General features: G+C 38.8%; 16 protein-coding genes. 8 read left to right on the plus strand and 8 right to left on the minus strand.

Features of this window, described 5'->3' with window-relative positions; all coding sequences use genetic code 11:
• Positions 1-5: 5 nt before the first annotated feature.
• The 3 genes from LCM02_RS07620 to LCM02_RS07630 form a co-directional block, all read right to left on the minus strand.
• Entirely contained in the window at positions 6-1,157 is a 1,152-nt protein-coding gene (locus LCM02_RS07620; protein WP_224927726.1) for an efflux RND transporter periplasmic adaptor subunit, read from the minus strand.
• 120 nt (positions 1,158-1,277) lie between these two features.
• Complete coding sequence (locus LCM02_RS07625; RefSeq protein ID WP_224927727.1) at positions 1,278-2,723, minus strand: glyceraldehyde-3-phosphate dehydrogenase; 1,446 nt, start codon at positions 2,721-2,723, stop codon at positions 1,278-1,280.
• 140 nt (positions 2,724-2,863) lie between these two features.
• Positions 2,864-4,309 (minus strand): S1C family serine protease, encoded by a 1,446-nt coding sequence (locus LCM02_RS07630; RefSeq protein WP_224927728.1) that lies wholly within the window; start codon positions 4,307-4,309, stop codon positions 2,864-2,866.
• Between the two features lie 116 nt (positions 4,310-4,425).
• Here LCM02_RS07630 and dapF point away from each other — a divergent pair, with 116 nt between their 5' ends.
• The 5 genes from dapF (at position 4,426) to LCM02_RS07655 (ending at position 8,433) form a co-directional block, all read left to right on the plus strand.
• On the plus strand, positions 4,426-5,205 hold the full coding sequence (gene dapF / locus LCM02_RS07635) for a diaminopimelate epimerase (protein WP_224927729.1): 780 nt from the start codon (positions 4,426-4,428) through the stop codon (positions 5,203-5,205).
• A gap of 2 nt (positions 5,206-5,207) precedes the next feature.
• Entirely contained in the window at positions 5,208-5,738 is a 531-nt protein-coding gene (locus LCM02_RS07640) for a GNAT family N-acetyltransferase (RefSeq protein ID WP_224927730.1), read from the plus strand.
• Positions 5,738-6,766: an endolytic transglycosylase MltG gene (gene mltG, locus LCM02_RS07645; RefSeq protein ID WP_224927731.1), complete on the plus strand. Its 1,029-nt coding sequence runs from the start codon at positions 5,738-5,740 to the stop codon at positions 6,764-6,766. Before LCM02_RS07640 ends, mltG begins: the two co-directional genes overlap by 1 nt.
• Positions 6,763-7,692, plus strand: a complete 930-nt coding sequence (locus LCM02_RS07650; RefSeq protein ID WP_224927732.1) for a DUF2279 domain-containing protein — start codon at positions 6,763-6,765, stop codon at positions 7,690-7,692. The genes mltG and LCM02_RS07650 overlap by 4 nt, the downstream gene beginning before the upstream one ends.
• 111 nt (positions 7,693-7,803) lie before the next feature.
• Positions 7,804-8,433, plus strand: coding sequence for a peptidoglycan-binding protein LysM (locus tag LCM02_RS07655; RefSeq protein WP_224927733.1), 630 nt, complete (start codon positions 7,804-7,806; stop codon positions 8,431-8,433).
• Between the two features lie 43 nt (positions 8,434-8,476).
• Here the strand turns inward: LCM02_RS07655 and LCM02_RS07660 are convergent, their stop codons facing one another.
• From LCM02_RS07660 to dnaA, 3 genes are read right to left on the minus strand one after another with little or no spacing between them, the layout of a single operon-like run.
• Positions 8,477-9,193: an SAM-dependent methyltransferase gene (locus LCM02_RS07660; protein ID WP_224927734.1), complete on the minus strand. Its 717-nt coding sequence runs from the start codon at positions 9,191-9,193 to the stop codon at positions 8,477-8,479.
• Complete coding sequence (locus tag LCM02_RS07665) at positions 9,190-9,645, minus strand: low molecular weight protein-tyrosine-phosphatase (RefSeq protein ID WP_224927735.1); 456 nt, start codon at positions 9,643-9,645, stop codon at positions 9,190-9,192. The genes LCM02_RS07660 and LCM02_RS07665 overlap by 4 nt, the downstream gene beginning before the upstream one ends.
• A gap of 14 nt (positions 9,646-9,659) precedes the next feature.
• Positions 9,660-11,087: a chromosomal replication initiator protein DnaA gene (gene dnaA, locus LCM02_RS07670; protein WP_224927736.1), complete on the minus strand. Its 1,428-nt coding sequence runs from the start codon at positions 11,085-11,087 to the stop codon at positions 9,660-9,662.
• Between the two features lie 165 nt (positions 11,088-11,252).
• Here dnaA and LCM02_RS07675 point away from each other — a divergent pair, with 165 nt between their 5' ends.
• Complete coding sequence (locus tag LCM02_RS07675) at positions 11,253-11,660, plus strand: acyl-CoA thioesterase (RefSeq protein ID WP_224927737.1); 408 nt, start codon at positions 11,253-11,255, stop codon at positions 11,658-11,660.
• On the opposite strand, the gene LCM02_RS07680 is transcribed toward LCM02_RS07675, so the two are convergent.
• Positions 11,653-12,270 carry an IMPACT family protein gene (locus LCM02_RS07680; RefSeq protein WP_224927738.1) on the minus strand — a complete coding sequence of 206 codons (618 nt, stop codon included), beginning with the start codon at positions 12,268-12,270 and terminating at the stop codon, positions 11,653-11,655. The genes LCM02_RS07675 and LCM02_RS07680 overlap by 8 nt on opposite strands.
• The gene (ribD, locus tag LCM02_RS07685) at positions 12,263-13,315 is read right to left on the minus strand and encodes a bifunctional diaminohydroxyphosphoribosylaminopyrimidine deaminase/5-amino-6-(5-phosphoribosylamino)uracil reductase RibD (protein ID WP_224927739.1); all 1,053 of its coding nucleotides are present in this window, start codon (positions 13,313-13,315) and stop codon (positions 12,263-12,265) included. Before ribD ends, LCM02_RS07680 begins: the two co-directional genes overlap by 8 nt.
• Before the next feature lie 74 nt (positions 13,316-13,389).
• On the opposite strand from ribD, the gene prmC reads away from it, so the two are divergent.
• Together prmC and trmD are read left to right on the plus strand one after the other, a co-directional pair.
• Positions 13,390-14,268 carry a peptide chain release factor N(5)-glutamine methyltransferase gene (prmC, locus tag LCM02_RS07690; protein WP_317197453.1) on the plus strand — a complete coding sequence of 293 codons (879 nt, stop codon included), beginning with the start codon at positions 13,390-13,392 and terminating at the stop codon, positions 14,266-14,268.
• Between the two features lie 13 nt (positions 14,269-14,281).
• A complete protein-coding gene (gene trmD, locus LCM02_RS07695; protein ID WP_224927740.1) occupies positions 14,282-14,974 on the plus strand; it encodes a tRNA (guanosine(37)-N1)-methyltransferase TrmD in 693 nt (230 codons plus the stop codon).
• Positions 14,975-15,008: the final 34 nt, after the last annotated feature.

Consider the following 15,008-nt stretch of genomic DNA (forward strand, 5'->3'; position numbering starts at 1 on the left):
TACTTCTAAAGTTTAGATACTTTCTTGCTTTGGAATTCAGTAACGTTTGGAATGATCTCCATGTCTTGCCGAGCTCTTTGTAAGCCTTCCATCAGTATTTTGTCACCAGCGTTTAAACCCTCCTGAACAAGGTAAAATTCTCCTACCGTTTCACCTACCTTTATTTGTCGGCTCTCAAGCTTGTTTTCAGCATTCACAACATAGACAGAATATTGTCCCTGAAGTTCTAGAGCACATTTCTGAGGAATAAGGATGGCATCATCGGCACGGCTGAACTGAACCCGGATTCGAGCGAACTGGCCGGGTCGAATAAGACGGTCCGGATTAGGAAAAGTCGCCTGAATCAAAATGGAACCCGTTGAAGAATCTATGTTTCGGTCAATGAAATCTATCTTACCATCTTCCGGGAATTCCTCTCCATCCGCCAAAATAAGTCGTAACCCAACATCAGCACTGTCCGATCTTTCTATCTTTCTCTCAGTTCTAGAAATATACTCACGTGCAATTTTAAGGTAATCATTTTCTGAAAGGAAGAATTGAAAACGTATATTCCTAAGCTGGGACACCGTATTCAAGATAACCGGGTTAGGGTCTTTACCCACAAATTCGCCTTCACGTGCATTGGTCTTACCTATAATTCCTTCTATGGGTGCATACATCTTGCTATAGCCCAGGTTGATCTTGGCTATGTTCAGGTTGGCCTTTGCCGCCTCAAGGCTCGATTGTGCGGCATCCCTTTTACTCACCGCCATATCCAGTTCCTGCTGGCTTACAGCCGCCATAGCAGCAAGTGGTTCAATCCTGCGCAAATCACTTTCAGCCTGAACAAGTACAGTTTTAGCCTCAGAAACTTTTGACGTTTCTGCCACAACTTTTTCCTGAAAAGGTTCAGGGTCTATGGTATACAATAACTGCCCTTCGTTAACTCGTTGTCCTTCATCAAAATGAATCCCTGTTAGAAAGCCTTCTACACGTGCACGGATCGGAATATCCTTTTCTCCGTAAACCTGCCCCACAAACTCTTCATAAAGTGGAACCGATTCGGTATGAATTTCATAAACCTCAAAGGGCTGAGGAGGCATTACTTTTTGGTCATCTCCTTTTTTACAGGAAGATATCAAAACTGACAATAAAAAAAGGAAGTATATTTTTTTCATAGGGGTAAATTTGGTTCTGTTAAGGATTGTTAAAAATAATAAAAACTTTTAACAAGAAAACCAATGATTCCTCAAAACCCTAGAAATAATTCAAAGTTCCCTGGAAATGATTCGATACTCTTAGTAATAGGCAAATCTCCTTACCTTGGAAATATACTTGGCCAGGCCTAAAACCTGATGGCTATAGCCGTATTCGTTGTCGTACCAAACATATAACAAGACATTATCTCCTTCTTTGGAAACAATAGTTGCATGACTGTCAAAGATTGCCGGTTCCAAAGTACCCACAATATCCGATGACACAAGTTCATTGCTAAGAGAATATCTAATCTGTTCTACCAAATCACCTTCCAAAGCATATTTTTTGATAATTGCATTTAGATCCTCCTTTGAAGTCTTGCTATGCAGGTTCAAATTCAGTATAGCAAGTGAACCGTTAGGTACTGGTACCCGGATAGCATTAGAGGTCAACTTTCCCGAAAGTTCCGGAACTGCCTTGGATACCGCTTTACCTGCTCCTGTTTCCGTAATTACCATATTTAGCCCGGCGGCTCTGCCTCTGCGATACTTCTTATGCATATTATCAACAAGGTTCTGGTCATTGGTGTAAGCATGAATGGTCTCAATATGACCATGTTTAATGCCCAAGGTATCATTAATGACTTTTAAAACAGGTGTAATGGCATTGGTTGTACAAGATGCTGCTGAGAAAATACGGTGCTGGTCCGGGTCAAAGTTATTTTGATTCACACCATATACAATATTGGGAACCGTCCCGACTCCAGGGGCTGTAAGTAACACCTTATCAGCTCCCTTGGCTTCTAAATGCCTGGCCAGGGCATCTTCTGTCCTAAAGGCTCCTGTATTATCTATAATCAATGCCTCATGGATACCATATGAGGTATAATCCGGGTCTTCAGGGCCATTAGCAGAAATCACGAAAACGGTGGTTCCGTTTATGATCAGCGCATTATTTTTTGAATCTACTTTAACCGATCCTTTGAAATAGCCGTGTACAGAATCCTTTCTTAACATTGATGCTCTTTTTTCGAGCACTTCAGGTGTAATTTCACCTCTGGTAACGATGGCTCTCAATCTCATTTGAACTCCTTTACCCGTTCTGGACATTAACTCCCGTGCCAAAAGCCTTCCAATTCGTCCAAAACCATAGAGAACAACATCCTTTGGTTTGATACCATTGCCGTATTTGGCCCCTTCAAGTTTCTTCGTCACAAATGCATCCACGTCGTGTTCACCTGTCAAATGGAAGACATAGGCCAGCTTTCCAATATCGATCTTTGAAGGGTGCAGTTCCAATTGCTGGATCTTTTTAGCGATCTGTAGCATATGACTCATCGAAATGGGCTTTTGCACAAATCCTTTGGCATAATCCAGTAAATTCAGGACCTCACTAACATTTCTGTCGATAAGCTGATTTCTAAAAAGGAATAATTCTATGTTGTTTTCATACCACAGATCACTGATCACTTTGATCAGTTCAACGGTCATTCTTCTCAGTTCAACCTGCTCAGAAAGCTGTTCTTCATAGCTATTCATTAATTTCATAATAAAGGGGTCTTTTTGTTAAGAACGCAAAAATATGTGTTTATTATATGTAATCAACAAAAAAATCACTCAAGTTGAGTGATTTTTTGTCAAGTTCTTAATTTTTTATTTTTTAGAGAAAGATAGATAAATCCAGCAGTTTAGTTCGATCGTACCCTGATATAACCCATTTTTCCGCTTCGTGTAAGAATCTGAAGTTCAAAATAATCCTTGCTTTGGTATTTTTTAAGCAATAAATCAACCTCTTCAGCACTTGATACTTTCTGATCTTCAACCGCCAAAATGATATCTCCGTTCCCAACGCCATACATTTCTTCAATTTCCTTATTTCTCAAATTTGTGATCTCTACCCCGTGATCAAGTTCAAACTTACTCGCAGCTCCCCTGGAAATGGGTTGAAGCTCTCCTATGAAATATTTTGAAAAATCAGAATTATCGAATTTATATTTATTGAACTGATTCTTTAACTTCAACGGAAACGTTTTACGGCTTTCATTTCTTAGAACTGTAACCTGAACCTCATCCCCTGGCCTTTTCGATCCAAGAAAACCTTGCAGATCAGAAAAATTGGAAATCTTGATATTATCCATCTTGACAATGATATCACCAACCTGAATACCGGCTTCATCAGATGCACTTCCCTGTAAAACCCTTGTTACTATAACACCTTCAGTACTGGAAACTCCAAACTCCTCCGCTTTTTCACTATTTAATTCTTCATAATTGATTCCCAAATAGGCTCGCTGGACATTACCAAATTCAAGTATATCTTCGATCACTCTTCTTGCAATATTCGATGGAACAGCGAAAGAGTATCCAATGTATGATCCGGTTTGAGAAGATATGGCCGTATTGATACCTATTAAATTTCCACGGGTATTTACAAGAGCACCTCCACTATTTCCGGGGTTAACGGCCGCATCAGTCTGTATAAAGGACTCAATGCGCTTATTATTATTCATGATATTGATATCCCGGGCCTTGGCACTTACAATCCCTGCAGTTACGGTAGAAGTCAGATTAAACGGATTTCCGACTGCCAAAACCCATTCTCCCACATTCAGATTATCTGAATCTCCAAAGGCCAGATAAGGCAAATCACTTTTCTCAATTTTTAACAAGGCTATATCAGTACTCTCGTCTATCCCTACGACTTCAGCCTGATAGGATTCTTTATTGTTGAGGGTTACTTCTAGTTTTTTTGCTCCCTGGATCACATGATAATTGGTAATAATATACCCATCGGACGAAATAATCACACCGGATCCGGAACCAACTACCTGACGTTCTGAGCCTCCTGACTGGCCGTAAAAGAATTCCAGCAACGGATTCGACCTGGAAGGCGCCGTACTCAGATTCTTTACATGGACAACCGCATGAATCGACTTTTCCGCTATGGCAGTAAAATCTGTTCTTTCGGCGGCTTCCGCTTTGACGTTCTCGTATATGGCAGGAATACTAACCGGCATTGAAGATCGCATAGATCTATCTACTGTTTCCTGATTTTCAAAAAACAAAATATATCCCCCTAATGTTAGAACCCCACCAAGGGCAGATACGACAAGAATCTTAAAAAAGTTTTTCATAATTCTTCAATTTTTTAACATTAATCTCAAAAATAAAAAGAAAAAAACCAAGTTCTACCTACTTTAACTATACTTTAACAAGGGAATTTTCTTGCAATAATTCATACATTTGCCTAATGAATTTAGACTTTTTCAAATATCAGGGAGCCGGTAACGATTTCGTTATCGTAGACAACAGGGACGCTGTTTTCCCCATTGATGATTTTGATCTTATCAAACGCTTGTGCGATAGAAAATTTGGAATTGGAGCAGATGGATTTATGACACTTGAAGCATCTTCAGAAGCTGACTTCGAAATGAAGTATTATAACGCAGATGGCAGGCCGGGGTCAATGTGCGGAAACGGTGGAAGATGTCTGGTTGCTTTTGCGAAGAAAATGGGTGTTTTTAAAAATAAGACCAAATTCAAGGCTATTGGGGAACTTTATGAGGCCAGTATTGAAAACGATCTGGTAAGTTTAAAAATGATGAACGTTTCATCCATTGAAAAAGAGTCAAATCATGTTTTTATTGATACGGGGTCACCACATCATATTGAGTTCACTCAAAACGTCAATAATGTTGATGTTGTAGAGATGGGGAGAAAAATCAGATACGGAGCGCCTTATTTCGAGACTGGCGCAAATGTGAATTTCGTAGAACAATCAGGCGTCGATTCTTTTAAAGTAAGAACCTATGAACGAGGTGTTGAAAATGAAACCTTAAGCTGTGGGACGGGCGTTACGGCAGTTGCTCTTGCCGCCTACTTTTTGAATAAGACCCAATCCGAAGAAATTCATATTGAAACCAAAGGCGGGTCAATGAAAATATCTTTTGAACCTGATGGAACCGGATTCAAAAATATAGTCTTAACGGGACCTGCGACCCTTGTATTTGAAGGTCAAATAGAAATTTAACGATGAGTTTGCTCGAAAATGAAACTTTAAAATTGAGGGCACTGGAGAGAGATGACCTCGATCTGCTTTTTTCCGTGGAAAATAACAGCTCTTATTGGGAGGTCAGTGATACACTCACACCATTCTCGAGGGATGTTTTATTAAGATATATTGAAAATGCGCACCTTGACCTTTATGAAGCCAAACAATTGCGTTTGGTCATTACTAGGGCTTCCGACAAATGTGTCTTGGGACTGATTGACCTGTATGACTTCAATCCGCACCACAAAAGAGCCGGTATAGGTATTTTGATTTTGAATCGATTTAAAAGAAATGGCTATGCATCAAAAGCCCTGGACCTGTTTCTCAACTATGTTTTTGGGCATTTGGACCTCCATCAGATCTATGCCAATATTCCGGTAGAAAACCATGCAAGTTTATCCCTTTTTCAAACAAAAAAGTTTGAGAAAGTAGGAATCCAGAAGGAATGGATCAGGAGAAGAGGGTCCTTTGAGCACGTTGCACTTTATCAAAAAATAAACCCGAATCATTAATGAAAAAGAAAATCGCAATTACCTTAGGAATACTGTTTTTGATGCTTTGCATAATCGGCTACTCTTTTTACCGAAAAATTTATGCCCCCAATGTAAAAGAGACCGTTTCTGTTTTCATTCCTGCCGGAACCACGATAAAAGAATTGATTCCAATTTTGGATCCTTATATCCGAAACATGAACGGATTTATCTGGGTTGCCGAGAAGAAGAATTATCCAAACAAAATAAGACCCGGAAAATTCAGAATTACTGAAGGAATGAACAATGATGAACTGATCAATCATTTAAGAGGCGGAAAAGCAGAGACCATTACCCTGACCTTCAACAATCAGGATAGTTTCGAAAAACTCGCAGGAAGGGTTGCAATGCAGATTGAAGCAGATTCGGCAGCCTTATTTGAGGCCTTTAAAGATATTGATTTTATAGCCAGGAATGGGTTCACACCCGAAACGGCCCTTGCGATGTATATCCCAAATTCTTATGATTTTTATTGGAATACGAACCCCGTTGAATTTCGAGACAGAATGCTCACAGAATACAAAAGGTTCTGGACCGATGCACGAATGGAAAAAGCCAAGGCCCAGAACCTGAATCCGATTCAGGTAGCCACCCTGGCATCCATCGTTCAAAAAGAAACTGCCATTATTGAGGAAAGAAAAACCGTTGCGGGACTTTATTTGAACCGTCTTCATGATTTCTGGCCGCTACAGGCAGATCCGACGATTATTTTTGCCTTGAAACAAAAATATGGTCAGGAAAAAGAATTCAAACGAGTCCTGAACAAGGATCTTGATATAGATTCGCCTTATAACACCTATGCAAATTTCGGACTGCCTCCGGGACCCATAGGAATGCCAGACATTTCCTCAATTGATGCGGTTTTGAACCCTGAAGGCCATAAGTTTTATTATATGTGCGCGAGTGTTGAAAAAATAGGTTATCATAAATTTGCCAAAACTTTAAGAGAACACAATAAGAATGCCGCTGAATATCAGAGGTGGGTTAGTCAACAGGGAATAAACAGGTGATAGGTTCAAAAAAATTACATATTTTTTTTCTTCTGTGCTTCCTGCTGTCTTTTACGGGTAGTGATTTACTAAGGGCCCAGCAAAAAACTCCTTTCTTCCAACGTTCTGACACTTTAAACAAGAAAAGAAGAAACGCTGTATATATAACAGAAGCGTCTTTGGCTACTGTAACCCTATTGGCTCTGAACGAGGCCTGGTATTCAGATTATGACCGGTCCCGATTTCATTCCTTCAATGACAATTCCGAGTGGATGCAAATGGATAAGTTTGGGCATGTTTTTAGTTCGTATTATATAGGTAAAATGGGGATGGATGCCCTGGCCTGGGCGGGTGAATCGAAAAAGAACCAGCTCCTGTATGGAGCAACACTTGGATTTGTATTTTTAACTGCCGTAGAGATTTTAGATGGGTTTTCTGAGGAATGGGGCTTTTCCACGGGAGATGTTGCAGCCAATGCTCTGGGAACAGGATTATTGATTGGCCAGGAACTGCTTTGGGACGAACAGAGAATCCAAATAAAATTTTCTTTTCATACAACGGATTACGCTATAAATGATCCGGAGCAACTGGGTGGTACTACCCTGGAACAACTTCTTAAAGATTACAACGGTCAGACTTATTGGTTATCTTTCAATCTCAAGTCCTTTTTTAAAGAAAGTAACATTCCGCCATGGTTAAACTTCTCCCTGGGCTATGGAGCCAACGGGCTTCCCGAGGGGAGTTTTGACAACTCGGTTGAACCTCCTGCTCCCATTGAATCATACAGACAATTTTTCACAAGTATTGATGTAGATCTTACAAAAATCAAAACAAAATCAGATTTTCTGAAAACTGTTTTTAACGTTTTTAACTTTGTTAAAATACCGGCGCCAACAGTTGAATACAGAAGTAACGGTAGCTTTAAATTCCATTTTCTTTACTTTTAAATTTGCCTCGTGCCCAAGCTTTTCTTCTCATTTTGAACGATTTGTAAAAAATGGCTTATCTTTGTCCCAGAAATGTAGTTTTTAGGTGCTCCCTAACTAAAAAATACAATCATGGAAAAGAGAATGATGTTTATCGCATACATTGCGATAATTTTAGTTGTTTTTACACAGAATTATACCCTTTTTTATAAAGCAGATAAAAAAGTGCGTTACAACCTTCCAAAGGCAAATACAATTGTCACGGTAAGTAAAAGTGTAGAGCCTTTCAAGGTTTATTTTACTCCTTCAGTAGATAATCATTATATCGGATTTAAAGAAGCCATCGCTTTTAAAGAATCAAGAGGAAATTACAAGAAAGTAAACAGTCTTGGGTATTTAGGTAAGTATCAATTTGGTGAATCTACTTTAAACCGGATAAGAATTTATGATACAGAGAATTTCCTCAATGACCCAAAATTACAGGAAGATGCTTTCTACACCCTTTGCTCTTTAAATAAATGGATCCTGATAAGAGACATTAAGAGAAGCGTGGGTAAAAAAATTAACGGGGTGGTTATTACCGAATCCGGAATTCTGGCTGCTGCGCATCTCGCAGGCGCGGGAAACGTAAAGAAATACCTGAGAAGCAATGGTGAATTTAATGCCTATGATGCTTATGGCACCAACGTGCATCAGTATATGAAAAAGTTTGCCGGTTATGACACTTCCTTTATCAAGCCCGTCAAAAACGCCAGAATCTAAAATCGGATTTTCAGGTCTGGTACCTTGAAGAAACCGATCTCGTCTAATATTTGTGATAAATGAAAATACAGGGTCGTTTATGCAGATCAATATTTTCATTTTTCCATTCCTTTATGGTCAATGTCTTGATGTATTCCGTACTCAATGTAAGATCGGCTGCCACACACAGAAGTGTAGATGGAGTTAATGAAGCCTTGAACTCATTGAAAAGTTTTTGATTCCGATATGGAGTCTCGATAAAGATCTGTGTCTGATTATTTTGTTTTGAAAGCCTTTCAAGCTCCTTGAGCCTCTTTTTTCGCTCTATTTTTTCAATGGGCAAATAACCATTAAATGCAAAGTTTTGGCCATTAAGCCCGGATCCCATCATGGCCAGAATGATGGACGATGGCCCAACCATAGGTACAACCTCAATTTTTTTTTGATGTGCCAGCATCACAATATTTGCCCCGGGATCAGCAATAGCAGGCACTCCCGCTTCTGATAACAGACCAACATTTATTCCTTGAAAACAGGGGTCCAAAAAAGACTTAGACTCAAATTCACTGGTGTATTTATCGAGCAAAAACAATCGAAGTGCCGGCTGAGATTTTCTGGGTGTGATTTTTTTAATAAACCTTCTTGCGCTTTTCTCGTTCTCTACAATGAAAAAATCAATGTTTTCGACTCGCTTTTTTACCGAGATCGGAAGTACCTCGAGAGGCTCATTGTCACCCAAGGTTGTTGGGATCAAGTACAGTTTACCAAATCCGGAACTCATTTTTCAATTTTTTTTGCAATTACTTCACAGGCTGCGTCCAACATTTTAAACACCAGATCAAAACCATTATTCCCACCGTAATAGGGGTCCGGAACTTCTCTGTCCATTCCTGGCTCCATTTCATTGAGAATAAGTTTTACCTTATCAATTTCATTTTGAGATCCAGCCAAATTCAGCACATCCCTCAAGTTAGAACTATCCATGACATAAATGAGATCAAAATCTATAAAATCCTGAACTGAAAATTTTCTGCAACGCTGATCACTTATATCAATCTGGTTTTTTCGGGCAACTTCCATGGATCTGACATCCGGAAGTTCTCCAACATGCCATCCACCCGTACCTGCTGAATCAACAAAAATAGCTTCTGCATTAACTTTAGACTTAAGGATACCTTCTGCTAATGGTGACCTGCAGATATTACCCAGACATACCATTAATACCCTCACCATAAACTTTTGAATTTCTAAAATGTAAGTTTCTTTGTCAACTCATCAACATACTTGCGAAACTGTTTGTCTGTTTCCGTAAGATTATCAACGGTTTTACAGGCGTGTAAAACGGTAGCATGATCACGGCTTCCTATTTGCGAACCAATACTCGCCAATGATGCCTTGGTCATTCTTTTTGCAAAATACATCGCCAACTGTCTTGCCTGTACGATATGACGTTTTCTAGTTTTGGACTGTAAGGTTGTGACATCCATTTCAAAATACTTTGAAACAACCTTTTGTATGTAGTCTATAGACACCTCTTTCTTGGTGTTTTTAACGAATTTATCAACAATCTGCTTGGTAAGTGATAATGTAAATTCCTTTCTGTTAAAAGAAGCCTGTGCTATCAAGGAAATTAGTACACCTTCCAGTTCGCGAACATTTGTTTTGATGTTTTTGGCGATATATTCAACAATTTCCTCAGGAATTTCAACTCCGTCACGGAACATTTTGCTTTTTAAAATACTGATTCTGGTTTCATAATCCGGAGCCACAAGCTCAGCAGATAATCCCCATTTAAAACGAGACAACAATCGCTGCTCAATATCCTGCATATCAACAGGTGCCTTGTCAGAGGTTAGAATAACCTGTTTGCCATTTTGATGCAAATGATTAAAGATATGGAAGAATACGTCCTGGGTACCGGACTTTCCTGAAAGGAACTGAACATCATCCACAATCAAAACATCAATCATCTGATAAAAATGAATAAAATCATTTCGGGTATTTGCCTTAACCGAATCAATAAATTGCTGGGTAAACTTTTCCGCTGAAATATACAGAACCGTTTTTTCAGGATACCTTTCCTTTATTCTTACACCGATGGCCTGTGCAAGATGGGTCTTACCCAAGCCTACACCACCATAGATCAGTAAAGGATTGAAAGAAGTCCCACCCGGCTTATTGGACACTGCCATACTAGCCGATCTCGCCAGGCGATTTGAATCTCCTTCAATAAAATTCTCGAAATTATAATTGGGATTAAGTTGTGACTCTATTTTTACCTTTTGAATTCCCGGAATAACAAATGGATTTTTTAATTCTCTTTTATCAATTTCGAGGGGAATGGTTACTCCCTGTGAATTAAAGGGTTTTTTATTTGAACTTGGAAATTTTACAGTGTGAGGTTTTTTATTACTATAGGTATTTTCCATTCTTACATCATAGACCAATTTTGCATGATCTCCAAGCTCCCTGATCAGCGCAACTCTCAATAATTTAATATAATGTTCCTCCAGCCATTCAAAAAAGAATTTACTTGGTACCTGAATGGTCAATACATCTCCTGACAGCTTAATGGGTTTTATCGGCTCAAACCATGTTTTATAGGCCTGAGGCTTGATATTATCCTTTATAAAAAGTAAACAATTATTCCATACAGAGGAGGCTGTTCTCGTCATTTAATTAAAATATTTTTGAATTAAGTATAGTTCCCTTTTTTTAGCAAATCAGGTATCTTTTTTGCTATTACAAATTTGTGAATAAAGTTTATTAAAAAAAAATAAAATTGCTATTGATTCTTATTTATTTTTTGATTAAACTATCCGACTACAAATTACAACAAAATGATCAAAAACCAAACTAAACTTCGTGTTCGATACGGAGAAACTGATCAGATGGGATATGTGTATTATGGTAATTATGCTCAGTTTTTTGAAGTGGGAAGAGTAGAATGGCTTAGGGCTCTGGGGGTTAGTTATAAAAGCCTCGAAGAATCCGGCATTATGCTCCCTGTTCGGGAATTAAACATTAACTATTTAAAACCAGCTAAATACGATGATCTCTTAACAATTACCACGATTCTTTCAAAAAAACCTCTTGTTAAAATCGAATTTGATTTTGAAGTCCAAAATGAAAAAAAAGAATTGCTGACAACAGGATATGCAAGCCTTGTCTTTATGGATATGCAAAAATCAAAACCCATAAAAGCCCCTAAGGAATTACTGGATCAGATCTATTCATATTTCAAGTGATTCTTTTAAGGTCTACGCACCGAAGATTCTCAAATCTGTTTTCCACCTGCGCAAAATTACTTTTTCTTACCGATAATGAATATTCACAATCCAAATCCATTTTCTGCCCTTCAATAATGATACCCTCTTCTTTGATGATTCTCATGACCTTGTCCATATCCGCATACTGAAACTTAATCGAAAACAAACTCGCCACTAATTTTTGAACAATCTCTGACTGCTCCAAGCTGTGTTTTGCCGCTGCGCGATATGCCGAGATCAAACCTCCTACCCCTAATTTTGTACCCCCATAATAACGAACGACAATGACCAAAACATTAGTAAGACCAAAAGACTGAATCTGTCCATAAATAGGTTTTCCGGCACTGTTGCCAGGCTCTCCATCATCATTATACCTGAACACAGGAGTTTCAACCCCTAATTTCCATGCATAACACCAATGTCTCGCTTTAGCGTGATCCTTTTTTACGCTCAAAAGGTACTGCTCGACCTGATCCTGACTTGAAACCGGGAATGATAACCCCAAAAACTTACTTCCCTTTTCTTTATACAAACCATCCCTGCATGGAGAAGCTATCGTGTAATAAACATCATTTTTATCCTCAGCCATCAATCATTTTTTTATACATATATAGTATGTCCTTACCAATTTCTGACCTGGCCTGAAGTTTTCCTTTAAAATCAGGAGCCTTTATTCCATTTAGAAAAACTGAATTGCCCACAAAAACTCTGGCCTCATCCCAGAATCCGGATTCAATAAATGAGTTCAGTGTAACTGATCCTCCCTCCACGATCAGTGACTGAATGCCTTTTATATACAACACCTTCAGAATTTGCTCTGTAACATCCTTTTCAGAATCAAGTTTACAGAACTCAATGTTATTTTCAAGGTCATCTCGCCTGGAATTAAAAACCAGGGTTGGGCATGAACTGTCAAAAATGTTCAGATCTCCCTTTAATCGTAATTCAGGATCAATGATGATTCTATAAATTTGACTGCCCTTAAAATCTCTGCTGTTCAATTGGGGATTATCCTGTTCGACGGTTTTTCTTCCAACCAGTATAGAAGCTTCTTCTGTTCTCCATTGGTGAACTATTTGCCTGGAATATTCATTTGTTATCCAAACAGGACTGCCCTTTTTAATATTCTCAGCATCCGGAAATATAAATCCATCTTTACTTTGAGCCCATTTTAAAATTACATATGGCCTTTTTTTCTTGTGAAATGTGTAGAACCTTTTATTGATTTCTTCACACTCCTGTCTCAAAACTCCGGAAATGACCTCCACACCATTATCTTTTAGCCTTTTCACCCCTCGCCCACTTACAATGGGATTTGGATCAAGTGACCCTACAACAACCCTTGGAATACCACTTTTCAGAATGAGGTCCGCACAGGGAGGAGTCCTCCCATGATGAGAACAAGGCTCCAGATTTACATAAATGGTCGATCTTTGAAGTAAGCCCTTATCTCTAACGGCATGAATAGCATTGACCTCGGCATGTGGACTACCGGCTTTTTGATGCCATCCCTCGCCAATTATCTTATTATTACAAACAACAACGGCACCCACCATTGGGTTTGGATATACCAGGCCCAGACCGTGCCCTGACAATTCCAGACAACGATTCATAAATTTTTCATGATCCTCCATAAGGCTCAATTGGTTTGCGAAAATAAAAATATTAAAATTTAAATGTATATTTCTACTGTTCTAATTTAATAACATTGAAATACGACAAGCGTTTTAAACAACTTATGCATATCAAATCAATTAAGAACCTGTTTCATCATAAATTAAAAACCTATTATCCTGCCCGTGAAATCAACAGTTTTTTCCATATGCTTACGGAGAACTACCTGAATAAATCTCGTTTAGAACTCGCTTTGGAACCAGAATTGAAATTGGACCAAAAAGATTCTGACATCTTCCTTGACGCCCTGGCAAAGCTCGAAGAAGAATATCCCATCCAATACATCATTGGTCATACCGAATTTATGGGAATGAGGTTCAAAGTGAATTACAATGTGCTGATACCAAGACCTGAAACTGAGGAATTGATTCACTGGATACTGGAATCAACGATTAAAAACAAGAAACTGTACATACTTGATATAGGAACAGGGAGCGGCTGTATCCCCATATCCTTGTCAAAGCAATTACCTGATGCCAAAATAGATGCAATTGACATCTCAAAAGAGGCACTTAAGATTGCAGCTGAAAACGCCTTAGAAAACGAGGTTAGAATCAATTTTGAACATGATAATGTTCTCGGTTTGAATAAGCTTTCCCGATCGTATGATATCATCGTATCAAATCCACCCTATGTGAGGAAATCAGAAAAAACCAAGATGAGAAATAATGTTTTAAAATACGAACCTGAACTGGCACTATTTGTCGAAGATGAGGACCCTTTGATCTTTTATCGTAAAATAGGAGAACTCGCTTGTAGCAGCCTGAAGAGGTCGGGTTATTTATTTTTTGAAATCAATCAGTATCTGGCCGAAGATGTAATTAAACTATTAGAGGCTATGGGTTTTGAATCTGTTGAATTAAAAAAGGATATTTACGGATCGGACAGAATGATCAGGGCTCTTAAAAAATAAATATCTTTGTCACATGCGAATAGACATCATAACAGTTTCACCAGAGTTGATGAAAAGCCCCTTTGAGCATTCAATTCTTAAAAGAGCACAGGAAAAAGGTAAAGTGGAAATTCATTTTCATGACCTTAGAGAGTACGCCATAAATAAGTACGGAAAAATAGATGACTATCAGTTTGGAGGCGGGGCCGGAATGGTTTTAATGATGGAACCCATTGACAAGTGTTTAAGCCAGTTAATGCAGAAAAGAAAATACGATGAAGTTATTTACATGACACCAGACGCTCCAAGCTTAAATCAGCAAATGGCTAATTCACTTTCGGCTAAAGAAAACCTGATCATATTGACCGGACATTATAAAGGAGTTGATCAGCGGGTACGAGACAAATTCGTAACCAAAGAAGTTTCAATAGGAGATTATGTACTGTCTGGAGGAGAGTTGGCTGCCGTTGTACTTTGTGATGCTGTAATAAGGCTCATTCCAGGGGTCTTAGGAGATGAGACTTCCGCTCTGACGGATTCGTTTCAGGACAACTTGCTGGCTCCTCCTGTCTACACACGACCTGCTGATTACAAAGGCATGAAAGTACCCGATATACTCCTTTCGGGAAATTTTCCGAAAATAGATGAATGGAGACATGAACAGGCCTTGAAACGAACCCGGCTTATTCGGCCCGATCTGTTGGAAGAGGAATCCTTAGATGAATAGTCTTAAAAAAACCTAATTACCAGAGCGAAAGTCA

The sequence above is a fragment of the Lutimonas saemankumensis genome (assembly GCF_020171465.1).
Taxonomy (GTDB): Bacteria; Bacteroidota; Bacteroidia; order Flavobacteriales; family Flavobacteriaceae; genus Lutimonas; species Lutimonas saemankumensis.